The organism is Pseudomonas sp. fls2-241-R2A-110 (assembly GCF_030209165.1).
Classification (GTDB): domain Bacteria; phylum Pseudomonadota; class Gammaproteobacteria; order Pseudomonadales; family Pseudomonadaceae; genus Aquipseudomonas.
Genome location: NZ_JARVSN010000001.1, coordinates 53,512 through 74,080, shown reverse-complemented (window position 1 = coordinate 74,080; position 20,569 = coordinate 53,512). Strand labels below are relative to the sequence as shown.

20 protein-coding genes are annotated in these 20,569 nt (G+C 55.7%); 13 read left to right on the top strand and 7 right to left on the bottom strand.

Annotated features, from left to right (window positions below; translation table 11 throughout):
• Positions 1-19: 19 nt before the first annotated feature.
• Positions 20-1,123, bottom strand: coding sequence for a Gfo/Idh/MocA family protein (locus QRN31_RS00355; RefSeq protein WP_285429451.1), 1,104 nt, complete (start codon positions 1,121-1,123; stop codon positions 20-22).
• Positions 1,124-1,353: 230 nt separating this feature from the next.
• On the opposite strand from QRN31_RS00355, the gene QRN31_RS00350 reads away from it, so the two are divergent.
• A complete protein-coding gene (locus QRN31_RS00350; RefSeq protein WP_285429450.1) occupies positions 1,354-2,574 on the top strand; it encodes an MFS transporter in 1,221 nt (406 codons plus the stop codon).
• A 2-nt stretch (positions 2,575-2,576) separates the two neighbouring features.
• Here the strand turns inward: QRN31_RS00350 and QRN31_RS00345 are convergent, their stop codons facing one another.
• The gene (locus tag QRN31_RS00345; RefSeq protein ID WP_259156603.1) at positions 2,577-3,464 is read right to left on the bottom strand and encodes a LysR family transcriptional regulator; all 888 of its coding nucleotides are present in this window, start codon (positions 3,462-3,464) and stop codon (positions 2,577-2,579) included.
• A gap of 313 nt (positions 3,465-3,777) precedes the next feature.
• On the opposite strand from QRN31_RS00345, the gene QRN31_RS00340 reads away from it, so the two are divergent.
• The 7 genes from QRN31_RS00340 (at position 3,778) to QRN31_RS00310 (ending at position 11,003) form a co-directional block, all read left to right on the top strand.
• On the top strand, positions 3,778-4,533 hold the full coding sequence (locus tag QRN31_RS00340) for an SDR family oxidoreductase (protein WP_285429449.1): 756 nt from the start codon (positions 3,778-3,780) through the stop codon (positions 4,531-4,533).
• A 236-nt stretch (positions 4,534-4,769) separates the two neighbouring features.
• A complete protein-coding gene (locus QRN31_RS00335) occupies positions 4,770-5,876 on the top strand; it encodes an alkene reductase (protein WP_285429448.1) in 1,107 nt (368 codons plus the stop codon).
• Positions 5,877-6,150: 274 nt separating this feature from the next.
• Positions 6,151-6,915: an alpha/beta fold hydrolase gene (locus QRN31_RS00330; protein ID WP_285429447.1), complete on the top strand. Its 765-nt coding sequence runs from the start codon at positions 6,151-6,153 to the stop codon at positions 6,913-6,915.
• Positions 6,916-7,153: 238 nt separating this feature from the next.
• Positions 7,154-7,492: a hypothetical protein gene (locus tag QRN31_RS00325; RefSeq protein WP_285429446.1), complete on the top strand. Its 339-nt coding sequence runs from the start codon at positions 7,154-7,156 to the stop codon at positions 7,490-7,492.
• A gap of 333 nt (positions 7,493-7,825) precedes the next feature.
• Positions 7,826-8,545, top strand: coding sequence for a hypothetical protein (locus QRN31_RS00320; protein WP_285429445.1), 720 nt, complete (start codon positions 7,826-7,828; stop codon positions 8,543-8,545).
• 91 nt (positions 8,546-8,636) lie between these two features.
• A complete protein-coding gene (locus tag QRN31_RS00315; protein WP_285429444.1) occupies positions 8,637-9,746 on the top strand; it encodes an alkene reductase in 1,110 nt (369 codons plus the stop codon).
• A 45-nt stretch (positions 9,747-9,791) separates the two neighbouring features.
• Positions 9,792-11,003 carry an MFS transporter gene (locus tag QRN31_RS00310; RefSeq protein ID WP_285429443.1) on the top strand — a complete coding sequence of 404 codons (1,212 nt, stop codon included), beginning with the start codon at positions 9,792-9,794 and terminating at the stop codon, positions 11,001-11,003.
• A gap of 87 nt (positions 11,004-11,090) precedes the next feature.
• Here the strand turns inward: QRN31_RS00310 and QRN31_RS00305 are convergent, their stop codons facing one another.
• Complete coding sequence (locus QRN31_RS00305; RefSeq protein ID WP_285429442.1) at positions 11,091-12,035, bottom strand: GlxA family transcriptional regulator; 945 nt, start codon at positions 12,033-12,035, stop codon at positions 11,091-11,093.
• 255 nt (positions 12,036-12,290) lie between these two features.
• On the opposite strand from QRN31_RS00305, the gene QRN31_RS00300 reads away from it, so the two are divergent.
• Positions 12,291-13,013 (top strand): SDR family NAD(P)-dependent oxidoreductase, encoded by a 723-nt coding sequence (locus tag QRN31_RS00300; RefSeq protein ID WP_285429441.1) that lies wholly within the window; start codon positions 12,291-12,293, stop codon positions 13,011-13,013.
• 261 nt (positions 13,014-13,274) lie between these two features.
• Here the strand turns inward: QRN31_RS00300 and QRN31_RS00295 are convergent, their stop codons facing one another.
• Together QRN31_RS00295 and QRN31_RS00290 are read right to left on the bottom strand one after the other, a co-directional pair.
• Positions 13,275-14,228, bottom strand: coding sequence for a sensor domain-containing diguanylate cyclase (locus tag QRN31_RS00295; RefSeq protein ID WP_285429440.1), 954 nt, complete (start codon positions 14,226-14,228; stop codon positions 13,275-13,277).
• Between the two features lie 3 nt (positions 14,229-14,231).
• Positions 14,232-15,245, bottom strand: coding sequence for a response regulator (locus QRN31_RS00290; protein ID WP_285429439.1), 1,014 nt, complete (start codon positions 15,243-15,245; stop codon positions 14,232-14,234).
• Positions 15,246-15,801: 556 nt separating this feature from the next.
• On the opposite strand from QRN31_RS00290, the gene QRN31_RS00285 reads away from it, so the two are divergent.
• From QRN31_RS00285 to QRN31_RS00275, 3 genes are all read left to right on the top strand, one after another.
• Positions 15,802-16,290 (top strand): EcsC family protein, encoded by a 489-nt coding sequence (locus tag QRN31_RS00285; RefSeq protein ID WP_350310379.1) that lies wholly within the window; start codon positions 15,802-15,804, stop codon positions 16,288-16,290.
• A 304-nt stretch (positions 16,291-16,594) separates the two neighbouring features.
• Entirely contained in the window at positions 16,595-17,473 is an 879-nt protein-coding gene (locus QRN31_RS00280; RefSeq protein ID WP_285429438.1) for a tetratricopeptide repeat protein, read from the top strand.
• A gap of 247 nt (positions 17,474-17,720) precedes the next feature.
• Positions 17,721-18,191, top strand: a complete 471-nt coding sequence (locus QRN31_RS00275) for a hypothetical protein (protein ID WP_285429437.1) — start codon at positions 17,721-17,723, stop codon at positions 18,189-18,191.
• Positions 18,192-18,196: 5 nt separating this feature from the next.
• Here the strand turns inward: QRN31_RS00275 and QRN31_RS00270 are convergent, their stop codons facing one another.
• Together QRN31_RS00270 and QRN31_RS00265 are read right to left on the bottom strand one after the other, a co-directional pair.
• On the bottom strand, positions 18,197-18,526 hold the full coding sequence (locus QRN31_RS00270; protein ID WP_285429436.1) for a GIY-YIG nuclease family protein: 330 nt from the start codon (positions 18,524-18,526) through the stop codon (positions 18,197-18,199).
• Positions 18,527-18,653: 127 nt separating this feature from the next.
• Positions 18,654-19,397 (bottom strand): carbonic anhydrase family protein, encoded by a 744-nt coding sequence (locus tag QRN31_RS00265; RefSeq protein WP_285429435.1) that lies wholly within the window; start codon positions 19,395-19,397, stop codon positions 18,654-18,656.
• Between the two features lie 805 nt (positions 19,398-20,202).
• Here QRN31_RS00265 and QRN31_RS00260 point away from each other — a divergent pair.
• Positions 20,203-20,568: a hypothetical protein gene (locus QRN31_RS00260; protein ID WP_285429434.1), complete on the top strand. Its 366-nt coding sequence runs from the start codon at positions 20,203-20,205 to the stop codon at positions 20,566-20,568.
• The last annotated feature ends 1 nt before the right edge of the window (position 20,569 follow it).

Here is a 20,569-nt window from a genome sequence, read left to right as displayed (position 1 = left end):
TTTTCACAGGCATCAGTCGTTACGCGATCCAATTGAGGGGAGTTTGAGTCCCGCTCTTTGCCGCATCCAGCAACTGATGCAGACGCAATGCATCGTTGAACGTCGCCGCCGCCTGGGTGCCTTCGGCAACATCCTGCGCATATACGTGATAGAGCTCTGCCAGTTCAAGCACTGCGGACGGTAATGACGAGGCCGGCAGGCGCTGATAATTCTCAGGCAGCGGCAATACTTCCAGCGTCAGGTTATCGCCATGCGCACCCTCGATGACATAGTCGTCGCCCACATCGCCAAACGCCGAACGGTTGCTGATTTTCAGGTCGCCCTGATCACCGGTGATGTCGATTTGCACGCCGGAACCGTTCCGCTTGCCGCCTTCAATGTGGATCGAGACAACGCCACCATCCTCCAGCATGCCGCTGAGCACCAGTTGGTCAGGCGCTGTACTCGGCAGTACTTCGCCGGTTTCCTTGATGGTCACCTGTGGGAACTGACTGACCATCAGGCCTGACACGCTGAGCGGCCAGCCAGTCGCCGTGAAGAGCATGTCGAGGAAATGGCCGGCATAGATTGCAATCACACTGGAGAAGTTTTCCTCCGGTGCGGTCCAGCGCAGCGCATTGGGTCGCACGGCCTGGAAGTAATTCATGCTGACATGCATCCGCACTGAACGTACTTTGCCGACGTAACCTTGTTGCAGCAGATCTTGCAGGTAACGGTTGTGCGGTGCATGGCGGCGTTGCAGACCGACGATGTGACGCACGCCTGCCTTGTTGGCCAGTTGCAGCAGTTCCTGGGAGTCAGCGGTGGTCGTCGTCAATGGCCATTCGCAATAAACATCCTTGCCGGCAGCAATGGCGGCACGCACGGTTTTTTCGTGCTGGGGCGCGGTGTTGAGCACCACGACCAAATCAACTTCGGGGTTATTGACCAGTGCTTCTACCGAGTCGGCCACCTCGGAGATTGAATACTCGCCGGCCGCTGCTTCAGCACGTTCACGCCGTTCGCTGTAGACCGCCTGCAAATGATACTGCGGCAAAAGGTTAAGCACGCGCAGGTGGCCATGGCGTGCCCAGTTGCCTACGCCAATAATGCCGACGCGAATCGGTGAGTGTTTGGTTGTCATGGGAAAGTCCTCGCAAGGTAATGAATGTTTGTCGAGGTGGAGTCTATGGAGTGAGCGCGTGGGGAAAAACCGGCCAGAGGGCAGAACACTTCGGACACGGATGGCGCTAATGGACGGTGTGAATCGTTTGATTGTGGAGTGATTGATCCGCAGTGATTGGAGCTGCGCCCTGTTTTTCGTCGACTGCTCGATACCTAACATGGCGCCACTCATTTCTGTGGAGCTATCCCATGAACGATTCACACGCAATACCTGCTGCTTCTGCGCAGCCTCAGGAGCAAGCGTCTTCCTCACGCGATTGGTTGTCGGTGTATTCCGTTGCGCTTGGCGCATTTGCCTTTGTTACTACTGAATATCTACCGGTCGGCGTCTTGCCCCAGATCGCCAACAGCCTCAGCGTCACCGAAGGTGTGGCAGGGCTGATGGTCACCGTGCCGGGTGTGGTCGCCGCGGTGTCGGCGCCGGCGATCATGCTGGGCGCGGGCCGTATGAACCGGCGTCACTTATTGCTGCTGCTGACCCTGGTGCTGGTGGCTTCCAATGTGGTGTCGGCATTGGCTCCTTCACTGGCCGTCATGTTGTTGGGGCGCGGGCTTCTCGGTGTTGCGCTAGGGGGATTTTGGGCTGTGGCCATTGCGGCGGCGGGGCGGTTGGTCAGCCAGTCGAAGGCAGCCAAGGCCACGGCGTTGATCTTCGCAGGGATCACCCTGGCAACGGTGTTCGGAGTGCCTTTCGGGACGTTTGTCAGCACGCTGTTTTCATGGCGCATGTCCTTTGCCGTGACAGCAGGGCTCGCGTTGCTGGCGCTGATTGCGCAAGCGTTGACCTTGCCGTCATTGCCTTCCAGCGAAGGCCTGAAGTGGCGCGCGCTCGTGGCATTTTTGTCGCGCAGTAATGCCCGCCGCAGCATGTTGTTATTGGGCACTGTGGTGGCGGCACATTTTACGGCTTACACCTACATTGCACCGTTCCTTGGCCATGACGCTGGCTTCTCACCAACGGCCATCACCGCCATCCTGTTGGGTTTCGGCCTGGTCGGCATGCTGGCGAATTTTGCGATGGCCGGGACCATCACCACCCATTTACGTGCCTCATTGGGCGCCGTGGTATTGCTGATGGTGGCAGCGCAGTTGGCCTTGCCTGAGTTGCAGGGGATGGCTGTGTCGCTGGCGGTATTGGTGTGGGGCATCGCATACGGTGCGATCCCTCTGGGCGTGAGCAGCTGGATGCAACTGACATCACCCCAACTGCCAGAAGCGAGTTCGGCAATGCTGGTCACGACCTTTCAGGTTGCCATTGCCTCAGGTTCACTTTTCGGTGGTTTGATGGTCGATCATGCCGGTGTGCCGTCGGCTCTCTGGCTGGGCGCTGGCATCGGTTTGCTCGGGCTGGCGGTGATGCTCAGTTTCGGCATCCAGAAGACTCCGATAGCCCAATCACTGCAACGCTGATTTCAGCCTTTCAGAATGTTGTCTTTGAAAAAGTCGATCAACACTCGCAACCTCGGTGCTGTCTGCTTCGATGCAGGCCAGAGCATCCACAGGTTGCCGGTGTGGTCGGTGTAATCCTCCAACACCACCTTGAGCCTGCCGTCGGCCAACGGTTCACGGATCGAAAAATCCGGCAGGCAGGCAATCCCCACCCCATCGATCGCCAGGTATGTCAGCGGGTCCATCGTGGTGCAAGTCAAGGCCCGCGTCAGGTTCGGCTCGATGTGCGTGTCGCCGACGCGCAGCGGCCAGCGCTCGATCATTCCCGTGGCTGGAAACTTGTGCAGCAGGCACACGTGGCGGATCAAATCGTCCGGGTGCGTCGGGTCGCCATGGCGTTCCAGATACGCCGGCGATGCCACCAACTGCAATTGGTAGCCGCCCAACTTGCGCGCCATCAGCCGCGAGTCCTGCGGTGCGCCTGTGCGGATCACCGCGTCGAAACCTTCCTCGATCACATCGACCATGCGGTCGGACATGTCCACGTCCAGTTCGATGTCCGGGTAGGCGCGCATGAATCCGGCCAGCACCGGCATGATCAACACGTTCTGAATCGGCACGCTGATACGCACCTTGCCGCGCGGTGTGGCGGACAACTCAAGCAGCTCCATTTCTGCCGCTTCCACTTCGCTGAGGATACGTTTGCAGCGGTCCAGGAACAGCTCGCCTTCGGTGGTCAGGGTGACGCTGCGGGTGCTGCGATGGAACAGCCGCACACCCAGGCGTTCTTCCATGCGCGCCACGCTCTTGCCCACTGCTGATGAGGAGATTTCCAACAGTCGACCGGCTTCGGTAAAGCTGCGGGTTTCGGCCACATGAATGAAGGCCGTAATGCCGCTGAGGCTGTCCATCATTTGAAGTGTGCTCGGTGCGGAGGGAGGGTTGATGCAGAGTAGAGGCGGGCGGGGAGATTGTGAAGGGACATCGGCTATTCATGGGTGCCGTTAACTTTCATGAACCTGACGTGACGTCCCAGTCTGGCTGCACGCTCTGCATTTGAGTTTGCCAATCGTGCAGCCGGCGAATGGCCTGAAACGTCGGTATTTCGACCCATGAGCTTCTAAGTTCGCGCCTAGCATAGCCCCTGTATTCACAGCACGGGCAACCCGCCCTTTTCCTCATTTATTCACGCTTTGCATTTCCGCAATCTCAGAGGACTTACTCATGAAACTGACTCAAAACACCATCTTCATCACCGGCGGCGGTTCTGGCATTGGCCGTGGGCTGGCCGAAGCACTGCACAAACTGGGCAACCAGGTGATTATTTCAGGTCGGCGCAAAGGCCATCTGGAAGCCGTCGTTGCGGCCAACCCGGGGATGCACGCAGTCGAACTGGATATTACCGATCCGGCCAGTATTACCGCGGTCGCGAAACAGTTGATCAGCGAATTCCCGCAGCTCAACGTGCTGATCAATAACGCCGGGATCATGTTGCCGGACACGGCGGCCGGCCAGGTGGATGACGAACTGCTGGCATCGACCGTTACCACCAATCTGATGGGCCCGATTCGCATGACATCGGCGCTGATCGAGCACCTCAAGAAAGCCGATGACGCTTATGTGGCGTACACCTCTTCAGTACTCGGTTTCGTGCCCATGGCGCTGACGGCGGTTTACAGCGCCACCAAGGCCGCGCTGCATTCTTACGCATTGTCACAACGCTTCATGCTGCGCGATACCTCGGTCAAGGTGCTGGAAATCGCGCCGCCATGGGTACGTACCGAGTTGATGAACAGCTCCGAAGTGGAACTGGCGATGCCATTGGATGAGTTCATTGCCGAGACGATAGCGGTGCTGGGCACGGACGCGGTGGAAATCCTGGTCGAGCGGGCCAAGCCAATGCGCGCTAATGCCGGGGCGGATGAACACGCCTTTGTCACTGAGTTCAACACACAGGTATCGGAACTCTACGCCCAGTAAGGACCCTGCGGCGCTTGCATCAGTGCGGGCGCCGTTGTCCGGACATCGACAGTTCGATCTCCATGATCGCCAGCATTACAGCCAAAAAGTCCGAAGTGTTGGGAAACACGGCCCATTTATCCACTCCGGAAAATCACCTTTACTGATGCCAAGCGCCCCAACCCCGAAAGCCCACATGGCTATCGACCCGGGCGGATATCCAATGGCTCTACACATACACTTCAATCGAGGCAACCATGTCCAAACTTCATTCCCCAGTTAAAGTCGGGCGGTTCACCTTCGCCCACCGCATTGTATTGGCACCGCTGACCCGCATGCGTGCCGAAGAGGGCGCTCGTCCTGGCGCCTTGATGGCCGAGTACTACGCCCAGCGCACTTCGCAAGGCGGTTTGCTGATCGGTGAAGCCACCATCGCTGCGCCAAACGGCAACGGCTATCTCGGCGCACCGGGCCTGTTCGACGACAGCCAGATCGCGGGCTGGAAACACGTCACTGACGCCGTGCACGCTAAAGGCGGCAAGATCTTTCTGCAGCTTTATCATGCCGGTCGCCAATCCAATGTCGACGTGCAGCCTGCAAACAGCATCCCCGTCGGCCCATCGGAAGTCCTGCACGGTGGCGTTGCTTACACCACCGAAGGTTGGGTACCCAATACCCCGAACCGCGCCCTGACCATCGAAGAGATTGCAGGCCTGGTAGAAAACTTCCGCACCGCTGCCGAGCGTGGCGTGAAAGCCGGTTTTGACGGCGTGGAACTGCATGGCGCCAACGGCTATTTGATCGACCAGTTCCTGCAGGACAACAGCAACAAGCGCACCGACATGTACGGCGGCTCGTTCGAAAACCGCGCACGCTTTCTGCTGGAAGTGACCAACGCGCTGATTTCGGTGTGGGGCAGTGATCGCGTGGCAGTACGTGTCGGTCCGAGTGGCACCTGGGGTGACATGGGCGACAGCGATCCAGAAGGCCTGTTCACCTACGTCGCGCAACAACTGGCGCCGCTGAACCTGGCTTACCTGCACCTGATCGAGCCGCGCATCCTGGGCAACATCGAGGACGAAAATGCCGACCCGGCACCGGTCGCTGCCCAGCTGATGCGCAAACACTACAAAGGCGTGATCATCGCCGCTGGTGGCTTTGACGGCGAATCCGCCGAGGCCATCCTTCAGGCTGGCGACGCCGATCTGGTGGCTTTTGGTCGCCACTTCATCGCCAACCCGGACTTGCCGGAACGCCTGCGCCACAACCTGCCGTTGAACGCGTATGACCGTCCGACCTTCTTTGGCGGTACCGAGGTGGGTTACACCGACTACGAGTTCTATAAAGAAGAAGCGACTGCGTAACGTCTTCGCTGAGCGCCCAAACGAAGCCCCCTTATGGGGGCTTTTTTTTGTTTGTACACAAGCTCTGGTGAGCCCGGCAAAAAAGGACAAAACATGGCTCGAAATGCCGGTATTTCGTCCTGTGAGCCTTGCTCCCGCTCCCTAATATGGACCCATGCCACAGCAACAAAGAACGTGAGTTTCGGGGGCGTTTGTCTTCAGCGTCATCGCTCGACGCGCCTGCGTGAACACGCACGCTACATCTTTAACCCACACTTGATAAAAGGAAGCATCGATGAAGTTTTTATCCGCTGCACTGTTAATGGCAACTTCCACCGTTGCGTCTTGCTACGCCATGGCGGCTACGCCCGCTACCGCGATCCACAACGTTGTGCTGGTACACGGCTCCTTCGCCGACGGCTCCGGGTGGCGTGGTGTCACGGAGATTTTGGAAAAGGACGGCTTTCATGTATCGGTCGTGCAAGAACCGGAAACCTCGCTGGATGACGACGTAAAAGCGGTCCAGCGTACGCTGGCCTTGCAGGATGCCCCAGCGGTATTGGTCGGACACAGTTATGGCGGTGTGGTGATCACCCAGGCCGGTACCGATCCGAAGGTTGCCTCGTTGGTATACGTCGCGGGTATCGCCCCGGACGCGGGTGAAGCGGCGGGCGAATTGCTGCACAAAATGCCAGCGGCCTCGACTGCGATTACCCCGACGGCGGACGGTTTCGTTTACCTGGCGCCGGACAAGTTTCGCGCCGACTTCGCCGCCGACCTGCCGGAAAAACTCACCCACTTTATGGCGTTGTCTCAAGTGCTGACCAACGGCGCCAACTTCGGCCAGAAGATTACCTCGCCAGCTTGGAAGTCGAAGCCGAGCTGGGCCATCGTCGCTACCCAGGACCGGGCGATAAATCCTGATCTGGAACGCTTCATGTATACCCGTGCCGGGTCTCAGGTGACAGAAGTCAAATCCAGCCACGCGGTGTATATCTCGCACCCGAAAGAAGTGGCTGCGGTGATCGAAAAAGCGGCGTTGGCAGCCCTGCCAAAGTAACAGGCCCACGTCACTCTCGGGATGCCCCTTCAAGGCCCTGTTGCAAACGCAGCAGGGCAATCTTGCAGTGTGGCAGACCGCTGGCCCTCATGGCCCCCGGCGCACTTGCAAGACATCTGGCTCCTGTGAGGCACCGGGAAGAGGAGGGTAGGGAAATGGTGCGGCCAACACCGGTCAATGCGCCGGGGAAGTCCGGTGCCGATACCGATCATGGACAACAGACAGCAGGAGCTAACCGATGACCACTCATCTTCAGAATAACGACGCGCCACACGCTGGTCAGCAGATCCAGGCGAGTCACCTCATCGTTGTTGAGCTGCGGCGCGCAAGCCCGTCCGACCTCGCCCAACAGATCAGCGGTTTTATCGACAGCATGGCTGTACTACCGAACTGCTCTCGTTATGCACTCGCCCTGGATCCCGCCGACCGTCACACCCTGCTGATTCAGGGTGATTGGAGTTGTCCTCTGGCGATGGCCGAGCACTTTGAATCGGCCCCCTTGCAGGCGCTTATCGGTTATCTGCGCTCATCGTTTGTCTACCGGATGGAATTCAGCTGTCAGGGCCTTACCGCCTGAGGCCGCGTCACAGCGGCGTTAGTCTCCATCCCTTTCGATCCTCTCGTTTCAGCGACATTTGTGGTCGCTGCGGGGCTTTGGCACGCGCCCAAAAAAACGCCATTTTCGGTCAACGCACAATGGCTTGAAATGACGGTTTTTCGACCGATGTCCCAAATCTATACAGCCCAAGATACTTCCCATGAGCAGCGCAGAGCGGTTGAAGTTCCGCACTCCTCACGATGAGCCTCGGCCAGAAGTTATCACTGACTGTTGCTTCGCGCCGCACGCTGAGTCGCCGGTCCGGCGCAACCCTAGCGCATCGATATAAAACCTCTTTTCGGAGCACGCCTGATGAATGATCTACTCGCTTTCGCCGTTGAGGCCCACGGTGGCCTGGATCGCTGGAATAGCTTCGCAAAACTGCGAGCCAACGTTTCGATCGATGGTGCTATCTGGCACCTCAAGCAGCAGCCGGGTCAGCTGTTCGATAAAGAATTGGATATCGAGACCCAGGCCCAGCGCCTGAGCATCACCCCTTTCGCCGGACCGAACCAACGCAGCGTGTTCCTACCGGGTCAACTGACCCTGCAAACCCTCGATGGAATCATCGTCGAACAACGCGACCAGCCCGCCGACGCCTTCGTTGGTCAAACCCTGGAAAGCCCTTGGGACCTGCTGCATGTGGCCTATTTTGCCAGCGAAGCGTTGTGGACCTACCTGACGTCGCCCTTTCTCTACACCTACCCCGGCTTCGAATCCAGGGAGATCGAGCCATGGAAGGAAAACGGCGAAGTATGGCGGCGTCTGGAAGTCACCTTTCCTGATCATATCGAGAGCCATACCCGCAAGCAGATCACCCACTTCGGGCCCGATGGCCTGATGCGTCGCCATGATTACACCGTCGACATTCTTGGCGGGGCTACCGGCGCTAACTACGTCAGTGATTACCGCGAGGTACAGGGGCTGATGATGCCGACCAAGCGCCGTATCTACGCCTACGACGAAGCGGGGCAAAAAATCCCCGAGCCTTTGCTTGTGTCGCTGGACTTCAACAACCTCATTTTCAGCTAATCGGCTCGTCCGCCACGCTGGGTGAAACCCAAGTCCTGGGCCTGCAATTCATTACCCCTTTTTGACTTCAGTTATTGCGGAGTACTTGCTCATGTCCATCGAAAATCTTTATGCCCCCCTGCGCTTGGGTTCGCTGCAACTGCCTCATCGCATCGTCATGGCCCCCCTGACGCGCATGCGTTCAGCTGCCGGTGGCGTACCCACAGCCCTGAGCGCCGAGTACTACGCTCAGCGTGCTTCAGCCGCGTTAATCATTACCGAAGCCACAGGTGTCAGTGTGCAGGGCATGGGTTATCCGAATATGCCGGGGCTGTACTCGGCCGAGCAAGTGGCCGGATGGTCCGCAGTGACCAAGGCAGTACACGCTCAAGGCGGGCGCATCATTGCGCAAATCGTGCATGGCGGGCGGACTTCACATTCTTCCTATAGCCCCGAGGGCGCGTTGCCGGTGGCGCCATCTGCATTGGCTCCGGTTGACGGACAGGCGTTCACGCCCGATTTTTCACTGGTACCTTTTGAAACCCCGCGCGCTCTGGACATCGATGAACTGCCCGGCATCGTCAATGACTTTCGTCAGGCCGCTGAAAATGCGATGGCCGCAGGTTTTGATGGGGTTGAAATTCACAGTGCCAATGGTTACCTGCTAGACCAGTTTCTTCAGGACAACAGCAACCTGCGTGAAGATGCCTACGGCGGTTCGATAGCAGGCCGCGCTCGCCTGCTTCTGAATGTGGTCGATGCGATCGCCCACACCATCGGCGCGGACAAAGTGGGTGTACGTCTGTCGCCGTCGGGCAATTTCAATGACATGAAAGAAAGCAACCCTACGGACCTGTTCAGCTATGTCATCCAGGCATTGAGCGAGCGTGGCATCGCTTATCTGCACTTGATCGAGCCTCGCGCTTCGTCGGTAGGCCTGGGTGACGACCTGAGTTTGGATGTCGCCAACAACGCTCGATTATTCCGCCGTCTTTTTAAAGGACCGGTGATCTCGGCGGGAGGCTATACCGCGCAAAGTGGCAGCGAAGCGATTGCTGCCGGGGATGCCGATGCCATCGCTTACGGGCGCATGTTCATTGCCAACCCGGATCTGGCTGCTCGTTTCAAATCCGGTGCTGAATTGAACGCGTACGACCGCAACACTTTCTACGGCGGTGCCGAAGTGGGCTACACGGACTATCCGACACTAGCCTCGGCTTGATTGAGGCCCGGGTGGCTTAACTCACCTTTCCACAGCTGGAATACCATGAACGCAACCCCATTCATCAAAAGCAACCGGCCGCTGTATTGGCTGGCCTTAGGCACGTTTGCCGTCGGTACCGAAAGCTTCATGATCGCGGGCCTGCTTCCCGGCATGGCCAAGGATCTTGACGTCAGCGTTGCCACGGCGGGCCAGTTGGTCACTGTATTTGCGCTGGCCTATGCACTGAGCTCTCCAGTGCTGGCGGCGCTGACCGGGAACCTGAACCGGCGCAGGTTGCTGATCGGTGCCATGGCGTTATTTGCGGTGGCCAATCTGCTGGCCTTCACGGCCTGCGGCTATTGGTCGTTGATGGCCGCGAGACTGGTGCTGGCGCTCGCGGCGGCAGTGTATGTACCCGGTGCGAACGCACTGGCCAGCGTGGTCGTGCCGCCTGAACAGCGAGGCCGCGCCATCGCTATCGTCAACGGTGGCCTGTCGCTCGCCATTGTCCTGGGTGTTCCGGCGGGCACCGTGCTAGGGGCGGCAATGGGTTGGCGTGCCACGTTCGGCAGCGTCGCGATCATTGCCGCGTTGGCCGTTGCCGGTTTGCTGATAGGCCTTCCGCGCGAGATAGGAACCGGGCTCGCCACCGCCAGCCTGCGCCAGCGCATTTCAACGGCGGCTCAGCCTGCGGTTTTGCATACGCTACTGATCACTACGTTGTGGGCGATGGCGAGCTACACCACTTACACCTACCTCGCGCCGCTGTTGGAGGCCACCACCCTGATAAATGGCCCGGCGATAGGCTTCGTGCTATTTGGCTGGGGTGTTTCAGCCGCAATCGGCCTGGCCATCAGCGGCCGAGCGGTCGACCGCAAAGGCCCGCGCGCAGTGATCCTGCCAGCGTTGGCGACATCCACTACCGCGTTCGTTGTCCTGTCGTTGGCGCCGCACTTTATCGACAAACAGTTTGTAATTGTGCCGGTTGTCCTCGCCATCGCTGCCTGGGGCGTGGCGCACTGGGCTTTTTATCCTGCCCAGCAAACCAGGCTGGTCGGCGTGGCTGGTGTTGCGAGCGCGCCGGTGGTGTTGTCGCTCAACGCCTCCTTCATGTACCTCGGTTTCTCACTGGGTGCGGGTCTTGGCTCCCTGACATTGCATTACAGCTCGTTGACCAACCTTGGCTTTGTCAGCGCCCTCTGCACAGTAACGGCCTTGATCCTGGCCTACACATCCGGTCGCCGAGCTGCACCGCAACTTCAACCTTCAAATTAAATAATCTGCACGCTCAAAAAATAGCGTTCCAAGAATGAATAACGGCGGCCAATGGCCGCCGTTATTCTGCTGCGAAAAAATAGAAGCTTATACGTCGGCGTTAGAACCGAAGGTCCGGCGCAACGATTGCGGGGATTGGCCATATACGCGCAGGAAGGCCCGGCGCATACGTTCGCGGTCGCCAAAGCCGGTCTCCGAGGCCACCGCTTCGAGCGTTAGACGGCCCTGTTCGATCATCAATCGGGCGGCCTCCAGTCGCAGGTTTTCGATGGCCTTGGCGGGGGAGCTGCCGGTCTGCTCGCGAAAGCTTCGACTGAACTGCCGAGGGCTCAGGCACGCCGCATCCGCCAAGTCTTCTACGGAGAGGTCGCGACGCAGGTTTTTTCGAGCGAAATCCAGCGACTGCTGAATGCGGTCGGAGCTCGGACTCAGTTCCAGCATCGCCGAATGCTGGGACTGCCCACCCGCGCGGCGATGGTAAAGCACCAGCCGCTGCGAGACGGTCCGGGCCAGTGCGGCGCCGTAATCCTTCTCGACCATACCGATGGTTAAATCGAGCGCAGCGGTCATGCCTGCCGAGGTCCAGATCTTGCCATCGATGATGAAGATTCGATCTTCTTCGACTTTTATTGCGGGGAATCTGTCGCGCATTTCCTTGGCACGAGCCCAGTGCACTGTGGCTCGGCGCCCATCGAGCAACCCGGACTCGGCCAGCGCGAAAGCGCCGACGCACAAAGCGCCTACTCGTCGTGAATTGGCATTGGCTTCAACCAGAAAGGAGTGAATACCGTTCGACGCCGAACTGCGATCCATTGCGCCGCTGATCAAGACGGTATCGAAATCAGTCTTGTTGAATTGCTGAGTATCGACCGAGGTGAACAGCGAGCTGGCGACCAAGCCACCATGCTCGGAGAGCACGCTGATGTCATAGAGTTTTTCACCCGCAGCCAGGTTGGCAAACTCGAAAGCTGAAAGCGCAGCCAGGCTCATTACCTGAAAATCGGGCCGTACGATTAACGCCACACTTTGCATAAAGACTCCCGTTCGCCCAGTTGAACGCTGGGTTGAGGCATGGATTCTGCTGACATGCGAAACGCAAGCATGCGCGAAAATTGCGGGACTGCAAGCAGAACCGTGATCTCGCGAGGGGGTTAGTGTTTTGTGCCGGGTAAATCAGTCAGGCCGGCGCGCGCGAAGGCCGAAAACGATGGTTTTACGGCCTTTACCGACATTAGGGCGCTCTCTACTCTGACCGTATTTCATGCACCCGCCTTTGGAGCAAACCGCATGTCTCATAAAGGCACGGCCGTCATAACCGGCGCAGATACCACAATAGGCACAGCGTTCGCCCATCGACTGGCGCAGCGAGGTTACGATTTGATATTGATTGCGGCAGACCGGCCGCGATTAATGACACTTGCTGCATCGCTCACTGACTCCAGCGGCCGGTCGATTGAAGTGTTGAATGCGGATTTGGCAGTGTCTGCCGAAGTGGTCCGCATTGAGGGCGTGTTAAGCCAGGACGCCAGTATCACGTTGCTGATCAACCATCACGACATCACAGAGGAACATGAGATCGGGGCGACAATCGCCTTGGGAGTGACGGCTCCCGTGTGCTTGTCTTATGCCTTGGCGAATGGCTTCGTAAAACGGGACACCGGAACAGTGATCAACCTGGTGCCTGTGTTCGAGGCGAGTTCCGGCGCGGCCATCGAGTCGGCGAGTAGCGCATTTCTGCTCTCGTTATCCGACACGCTGCAACAGCGTTTCAATAACGTCGCCGTGCGTGTTCAAGCCGTTTTGTATGCGGGGTTGCCGCCCATCCAATACCAGAGGGCAGTGGCCATCGTGGACGCAGCGCTAGAGGATTTTGATTCTGGAGAAGCCATCTCGCTACCGACGTTTGCCCATCGGGTGGCATGGAATGCCTTCGTGGCCGCGCGGCTGGAATTGTTCAGCGGGGTAGGGGGCGGGTCCAACATCGTGACGCCTGTACGGCTGCTCCATTGAAGCGCGGTCGTTAGTCGCATAGCGACATGCAGCCCTTTTTTCTTTGGCCGAATGTTGCCAGTTACGGAGGACAGGAATCGGCCAGGATGCCCCCCATTTACTTCGACCACTAGCCACGCACTCTGTATTGCCCCGAGAGGCGCCTAAGGGTCGATTTCTGCCGGTCCTGGAAGGCAGAATGCGGCCAAAAGTGGTCACCGAACAGCTGCAGAGCCTGCATTCGGATGCGCAGCAGTTGTCAAGCCAGGCACTACGATCTATTTACTCATACACCGACACCCGATTACGCCCGGCCTTCTTCGCCGCAAACAGCGCATGGTCCGCCCAGGCGATCAGGTCGGCGTGGTTGATCGAGGGCTGGCTCAGGTCGGCCACCCCCAGGCTGATGGTGAAACGGATGCTCTGGCCGTTGTGCAGCACTTCCAGCTCTTCGACTGCCTTACGCAGACGCTCGGCGAAAACCCGTCCACCGTCTCTGTCAGTGTCTGAAAGCACCACGCTGAACTCTTCACCTCCATAACGCCCCGCCACATCGGTTTCGCGCACATGCTCGTGGATGAGCCTGGCGACTTCCTCGATGACCTTATCGCCCGCCGGGTGACCATAGGTGTCGTTGACCCGCTTGAAGTGGTCGATATCCAACATCACCAGGGCGGTGGCATTGCCATAACGCCGGTGCCGAGCATAGGCGACTTTCAGGCTTTCTTCCCAATGACCGCGGTTGTAGAGGCCCGTCAGCCGATCGGTTCTGGAGAGTTGCTGCAATTGTGCATTGGCGGCCTGGAGCTGATGCCGGTTGGTGGCGACGTCGGTGACGTCATAGATCACCAGGCAAATATGGTTAATGTTGCCGTCGGTGGAGCGCAGCGGTAACAGCGTGGTGTTCTGGTACATGAACTCTTCCTGGCCGGTGATCGGCTGGTAGTTCTTGAACCGCACCAGATACGGGCGTAGCTCCCAGATAGTGAACGCTGGCGTGCCCAAGGCAACGACGCTTTCCACCTTGCGGCTGAACCATTGACGGTCGATTTCGGGAAACAGGCTTAAGAAATTCTGATTTTGGGCGTCCTTGGGCTGCACCCCGGAGCGGTTCTCCATGAAAGTGTTCCAGACTTGCACGCAATAATCGCGGTCGAGCACCACCACACCGACGTCGAGGTTCTGGACAATCGCCAGCAACCAGTGAAACTCGTTCAGATCGATAGGATCGTTCATGGCTCAGCTCATCAAGTAGGCGAGTTTGTGGGTCAATCGCTCGATTGAGTCTTCCGTGAACAGCAACAACAGGTCGAAACGAATATCTTGCCCTTCCAGGCTGTAACTGATTTCCACTGCCAGGGTCTTTCTCCAGTGCTTGTGGTTGACCCGGATCAGCTCATCGATGGAAGCATGCTGGCCGAGGATCTGCGGGTGGCCTTGAGAAAACACCACATCGATTTGTTCAGCAATGCTGCTCAGGCAAGCACCGATCAGAACGCTGGAGAGGTCTAACAGCATTTCCAGGTCCGAATAGTCGGGGTTCTGACGCTGCATCAATTGCGCTATATCGGCGATTTCGGAGTCGTGAAACATCAGCAGGGCTTCGCCGGCGATGCCGCTGCCGATAAAACCCTGGCAGATGGCCGTGAGTTCCTTGCAGCTGCTGGCATCGGTCAGCGCCATGTGCAACTCGCCGACTTCGAGGATGTTCACATTTGGCACTGGCAACTGCACAAAGACGCCCAACACTTTGGCTATCAGGGCGGCCGCCCGGCCGATGGCAACGTTGACCGTTTCACGGAACACATCATGAAAACTAATGACCGTGTTCGCTGCCGGGCGACTCCCCAGCGACGCATGCCCGGGTTCCGTCAGTAGCCCCAGCTGACTGAGTGTCTGGCGCAACTCGTTTTCGTCGAAAGGCTTTTTCAGAAACGCCAGTGCGCCCAGCTCACGCACGCGGCGCATCGCTTCTTCCTGAATGTCACCGGAGATCACGATGACGTGCGCCTTCAAACCTTCGGCGCGCAAGGCGCTCAATACCTGATAACCATCCATCTCCGGCATGGTCAGGTCGAGCAGCACCACCTGCCCCAAACCACGGCGTATGGCATCCATGGCCTCGCGACCATTACCGACCTCGGTGACCGAAACCGTCCAGTCCGCCGGCAGCGCCCGTAACACCTGCTTACGGGCCATTTTGGAGTCGTCACATACCAGTAGGGGAATCACTGACAAAAGATAGGCACTCATCGGCGTTTAGCATCAGGGAAAGCACTACGGCCAATCATGCCCCATAAGCATACAAAGACCACCTTATAATCAGGGTTTTATTGAGAGCGACGTCCGAGCCAATGACTATTGACTCAACAACCCTCGATGCCTCACGAATGATGAAGTGATCCAGGTTCCTTTGGGGCACTTTCACTCCATCCAAAATATCAATGCTTAACTGGTTGCCAGTCCCGAGTCCCATAGCTGACAGTGGCTTTAGGAAAAAAAGGGGACAGATTTATTTTTCTGAAATCAATCTGAGAATCATCTGGCCCACCTCCCCACCTAATGGATGTGGCGAAGGAAAATTGTTCAAAGCAAGGTAATGCGGAAAACGAAACATGTGTGGCATCATAAAGCCATCATTCATACACTGAGACTGAAGATGGAACTGATAAGTCAAGAAAAGATAATGCAAGTCCTCGACTGGGCCTACGAGAGATCTGTGAATGGATTCTCCGGTCTTGATTCTGCCGAGGAGCTCGCAGCCAGTTACGCGAAGGAAGAAGCCCCTACCTAGGATCAAGCTAATTCCCTGATTCGCTGGCAAAACACCAAATCGGCCACCTCAGGCTTCATTACCGGCCTGGGGGGATTGATCACACTGCCCGTCGCATTGCCTGCCAACATCACGAGTGTGCTTTTCGTACAAATTCGCATGATCGCCGCTATCGCCCATTTGGGTGGCTACGACGTCAAGGATGACAAGGTAAAGACACTAGTATTCGCCTGCCTCACAGCCAACTCCGCCAAGGAAGTGTTGAAAGACATCGGCATTGCCGTCGGCAACAAGCTGGCGATGAACGCCGTGAAGTCGATTTCCGGTAAAACGCTGATAGAGATAAACAAAAAGGTAGGCTTCAAGCTGTTCACCAAATTTGGTGAAAAAGGCGTGATCAATCTCGGTAAAGCCGTGCCCCTGTTGGGCGGCTTGATTGGTGGAAGTTTCGATGCCTACACGACCAACACCATCGGTAACGTAGCGCGCGATACATTTACGCCAAAAGAAGTCGCGACGGCATAACGTCTCGCATGAGTGATAGCCGGATTTCCCAGTGACCAAGGCGTCAGCCACCTCGCCACAGGTGAAGTTTGCGGGGGGTAATTGGATAAAAGGGGCCAGATTTATTTTCCTGAAAATATATCCGTCCCCTTTTTTTTAATACTCAAAAAATGGTCAATTCACCACGGGTACGGTTCGGTAGAAATGAGGAAACCCCGGATATTTTTGGCCTCTTCAGTTGAAGGCCTAGGTGTAGCCTTTGATCTTGCTTAATTTTTTTCGCGCGTCAGCCGGTTAAACCCCCACGATTCCACGGATGCATCACATGAAAAAGGCAATTGTTGTACTGGCAATCACTTGGCTCATTGCTGGGTGTCAAACCTCCAGGCCACCAAGCCCTTTGGAAGAGAGTATGGCCAACGTCCAATGCATGCTTTTTGAGGGAGCTAAAGACCCCACTGCAGACGAGGTCCAATACATTCGTAAAGCCAGCGATAACGGCAACGTGCGCTGTAAGATCACCCTCGGTGGTTTGTACGAATTCGGTCGTGGCGGCCTGCCACAAGATTTTGGCAAGGCCAGGTCGCTCTATGAGTCCGCCGCCGTGGATGGTGTTGGTAACGAGAGACTGGCGCGCATGGCCGAGAATGGCCACGGGCAAGCGCGTAACGACGTCGAAGCGCGACGGCTTTATCAGTTGGCACTGACCAACAGCGACAGCGATAAAAGTAAACTCGCATTGGCCCGATTGATGGAAGAGGGCCGCGGTGGCTCGCAGGATTTGTTCGGGGCAATGATGTATTACGTGGAGGCCAGCCAGCATGCCGGCGATGTCTCGTGGAAGGGCATTCAGCGGATCCGCGCTCAAGGACTTGCGCTGACGACTGAACAGACCCAGCGCTACAACGAGGTCTGGAGTAATACCAGTCGCAAGAGTCTCAATCGCACGACAGTGGACATCGAGATTGCCTTAAATAAGCAAATCAAACACGGCAGCGCCAGCAAACCGGTGACTCTGCAAGTGCAAGGCAAACCTGCTTCTAATGTGCCGCAAATCGTATTGGTTGAAAGTTCGGGCAACGCTGACGTAGACCAGGCCGTAGTCAACGCATTCGGTAAATACCGAATTCCTGCCGAGCCGATATTGCAGTCAGGCCAGGATTCCTGGTCGTCCGAGCGTTCCGTCAAAGTCGGTTTGAATTGAAGCGGTAGAGCCATTAGCCGGGACCGAAAAGGACCGAAAAGGGGACAGATTTATTTTCCTGGAAATAAATCCGTCCCCTTTTTTCTCCGGATCGGACGAGGTAGGCGGCAATGTCTGCGCCGCGTTGCAACCGACCGATAAAAACGAGAAGTTTATCAAAATGAGCCTCGCTATACTCCTGGCATCGGAGTAAGTATTGAAGGGAAGCAATTGGCCAAAACAGACGATATAACCTTGGAGTAATCGGATGCGCGAGACTACGGAGAAGCTTCTAGTCGCAGTCGAATTATTGGATCGAGCCCTGCGCATGTACTACGAGGGAAGCTCCTACTTTGCGGCGCTGCATCTTGCAGGCGGTGCTGAGGAAATACTCGGCGTTTATGTTGAGCGCAGGGAGGGGGAGTCATCCTTGAAAAGCCTGGTGTCCGGTGCAGTGGAGTTTTCCAAGCTTTTAAACGACGGAGTGGCGTCAAATTCCAAAAACATCAGAGAGGTCATCAATCACCCGAAGAATCAAACGAAGCACATGGACAAGGGAAATGGCGAACATGTAACCTTCGATCCAAAGATGGAGGCTCGCAATTTATTGGAGCGAGCGGTCTCAAACTACTACACATTAATGAGAGACAATAATCGCTATAACCTGCCGGAAACTGGGCTTCTCAGTAGGTTTAACTTGGAAATTATTGGGCTTCCATCGGCCAATGTTGATCGATAGCTCCTTCAGTCTACGTTGGATACCTGCTCGATATAGCTAAGAAGGTCATCAGTTATGTCGAACCATTCGCCATGGATGCGCGAATTTGAAAACATAGCCTGTATTTCTGCTTCTTTCTGTTTTGCTAAAATTGAAAATTCTATTCTGCCGGGCGTAATAAGTCCTGTAGATTTCCTTAAGTCTATAGCCCCGACCAACTTCAGTTTGCGGTGATTTGCAGTTTGTAATTGATGAATACGTTTTTCTAATGGTTCTATAGTTGTACCTATTTTTATAGCCAAATCATCTCCAGCCTGAAGGAAGTAGACATATCCTGTGGTGTAATAATCTTTCATAAATAACCCAAATTACAATTGATGATGGTGATGATTTTTATGTGCGTAGCACATTGAAAAAAGGGGATGGATTTATTTTTATGGAAATAAATCCGTCCCCTTTTTCTTTTTGGCCCCTTTTTTCTTTTCAACTAAAGAACTCAACCTCTCCACCCACCAACTTATAGATAGCGCCGACAATTTTTATTTTTCCATCCTGCTCGAGCTTATTCAGGGTCGGGCTGTGTTGACGGATGTCGGCCAGCGTCATCTTGATGTTGGTGCGTGCAACGGAATCGACAAATTCATAGTTGTCAGCCGTACGCTTACCTGCATATACCGTTTCAGCAATTGCTGGTTTGATTTTGCTCAGCAAACCAGTCAGGTTTCCAAGTTCGGCATTGGCGATGGCACCCTTCACCGCACCACAGGAGGTATGCCCCATCACCACTACGACCTTGGCTCCGGCCAGAGCGCAGGCAAATTCCATACTGCCGAGAATGTCTTCGTTTTGCACATTGCCAGCCACGCGGCAGTTAAATGTTTCACCAATCCCTGCATCTAGAAGGATTTCCGCCGGGGCACGCGAATCAATACAGCTTAAAATGACCGCTGACGGATACTGGCCTCCTTGACTGGCGCGCTTTTGCGCCAAATAGTCGTGCTGCTGCATTTTGCCTTTACGGAAACGCAGGTTGCCAGATTTCAGGCTTTCAATGACCTCATCCGGCGTCATTTTATCCCGCTCTTCTTTGCTAAGCGCTGCGGCAAAAGACACTGAAGGCACGGTTAACCCGGCCATTCCAATGCCAGTAATCGTTAATGCAGAAAGGGCAGCTCCGCGCTTGAGCAGCATGCGGCGGGATGGGAGCTGCGGGTTAGAATTTTTCATTCTTCAACTCCTGGATCGTGGCATTGGAAACACTAACTGTAGAAGCCCTGGAAAGACTCGCAAGCAAAGCGGACAAGTTGGTGCCCCTTGTTTTGTCCTTTGCGGTATTCACTGCGATTATCGTATTGCTTTGCAAGAAGGAGTAGGGAAATGAGGTTGCGGCCCTAGGTGAAGATGCCAGCGCTTTGAAAAAAGGTAAAAAAAGGGGCGGGTTTATTTTTAGAAAAATAAACCCGCCCCTTTTTTAAATAATCAGCTAAGGAAGTTGCAAGGCGTTATAAGTGTTATTCCAAAAAGGTATTTTGGCGGCTTTGGCAGTGGCTAAGCTCTGTGCTATGAACGATTCGTTATTCTGGATAAAAAATTAAATTTTCTATCGTGACGACGTTAAGTTTCATTGAGTGTATTAGGAGATTTATATGTGCGCCCCGAACTCAATTCATCCTGACGCTAACATTGAGCGGAATCGAATAATGGCGCAGTGTAATTATACGCAACGATTGGTTTCCACGGTGACTTGGCTTGAAGCACTGGCAGGTTGTAGAACCAAAGATATGACAGGACTGCGCCAGAGCAATGAAAAACATCTTAATGGCCGCTTATTTGTTGCAGAGTATGGGCTACCTGGTCTATTTGGTTCAACAACAGCGCAGACCGTAGCTTTGACTTACTCGGAAGGCCCCAATAGCTGCTGGGATGTACTTCTTTGTGATGTGGATTGTAAAGGATGGTTAATTGGGCAAGACCCTCCTGAAATTAGGGCTTGCAATCGTGTGCTACCTTAGCGCTATAAAGAGTTCAGAGCATGAACAAAATAAAAAAAAGAGCGTTAGACGAAGTACTTCCCCCAGCGGAGCGGGATGCCATGACTATTTTTGTCATTGAAAATCGCCCAGTTCTGGATACGCTGCGGGCAACACTTGAATATGTATCGAGTGGCAGTCGAACAAGTCGTGACTTTTTAGAGCATAAAAATCATTTAGTTGGTGGGCACGAGCAAGTACAAATACTGATGCAGCTTGCCGTTGAGAACGGATTGCAATTCCAGAAAGGAGACAGTCTTAGTGAGATTGTTTTTGGTTTGCCAGGTCAAAACTTAAAGGTCACAGTGAGGTGTGATGTTGAAATTGACCGTGCTTTGCTTGAATCCAGCTTGGTTAGGGGTGATTGAA

Coding starts and splice junctions, on each gene's coding strand:
- QRN31_RS00355 (WP_285429451.1), bottom strand. CDS start 1,123: ATGACAACCAAACACTCACCGATTCGCGTCGGCATTATTGGCGTAGGC.
- QRN31_RS00270 (WP_285429436.1), bottom strand. CDS start 18,526: ATGAAAGATTATTACACCACAGGATATGTCTACTTCCTTCAGGCTGGA.
- QRN31_RS00305 (WP_285429442.1), bottom strand. CDS start 12,035: ATGCAAAGTGTGGCGTTAATCGTACGGCCCGATTTTCAGGTAATGAGC.
- QRN31_RS00325 (WP_285429446.1), top strand. CDS start 7,154: ATGACCACTCATCTTCAGAATAACGACGCGCCACACGCTGGTCAGCAG.
- QRN31_RS00315 (WP_285429444.1), top strand. CDS start 8,637: ATGTCCATCGAAAATCTTTATGCCCCCCTGCGCTTGGGTTCGCTGCAA.
- QRN31_RS00320 (WP_285429445.1), top strand. CDS start 7,826: ATGAATGATCTACTCGCTTTCGCCGTTGAGGCCCACGGTGGCCTGGAT.
- QRN31_RS00280 (WP_285429438.1), top strand. CDS start 16,595: ATGAAAAAGGCAATTGTTGTACTGGCAATCACTTGGCTCATTGCTGGG.
- QRN31_RS00290 (WP_285429439.1), bottom strand. CDS start 15,245: ATGAGTGCCTATCTTTTGTCAGTGATTCCCCTACTGGTATGTGACGAC.
- QRN31_RS00300 (WP_285429441.1), top strand. CDS start 12,291: ATGTCTCATAAAGGCACGGCCGTCATAACCGGCGCAGATACCACAATA.
- QRN31_RS00275 (WP_285429437.1), top strand. CDS start 17,721: ATGCGCGAGACTACGGAGAAGCTTCTAGTCGCAGTCGAATTATTGGAT.
- QRN31_RS00350 (WP_285429450.1), top strand. CDS start 1,354: ATGAACGATTCACACGCAATACCTGCTGCTTCTGCGCAGCCTCAGGAG.
- QRN31_RS00260 (WP_285429434.1), top strand. CDS start 20,203: ATGAACAAAATAAAAAAAAGAGCGTTAGACGAAGTACTTCCCCCAGCG.
- QRN31_RS00310 (WP_285429443.1), top strand. CDS start 9,792: ATGAACGCAACCCCATTCATCAAAAGCAACCGGCCGCTGTATTGGCTG.
- QRN31_RS00335 (WP_285429448.1), top strand. CDS start 4,770: ATGTCCAAACTTCATTCCCCAGTTAAAGTCGGGCGGTTCACCTTCGCC.
- QRN31_RS00330 (WP_285429447.1), top strand. CDS start 6,151: ATGAAGTTTTTATCCGCTGCACTGTTAATGGCAACTTCCACCGTTGCG.
- QRN31_RS00265 (WP_285429435.1), bottom strand. CDS start 19,397: ATGAAAAATTCTAACCCGCAGCTCCCATCCCGCCGCATGCTGCTCAAG.
- QRN31_RS00295 (WP_285429440.1), bottom strand. CDS start 14,228: ATGAACGATCCTATCGATCTGAACGAGTTTCACTGGTTGCTGGCGATT.
- QRN31_RS00340 (WP_285429449.1), top strand. CDS start 3,778: ATGAAACTGACTCAAAACACCATCTTCATCACCGGCGGCGGTTCTGGC.
- QRN31_RS00345 (WP_259156603.1), bottom strand. CDS start 3,464: ATGGACAGCCTCAGCGGCATTACGGCCTTCATTCATGTGGCCGAAACC.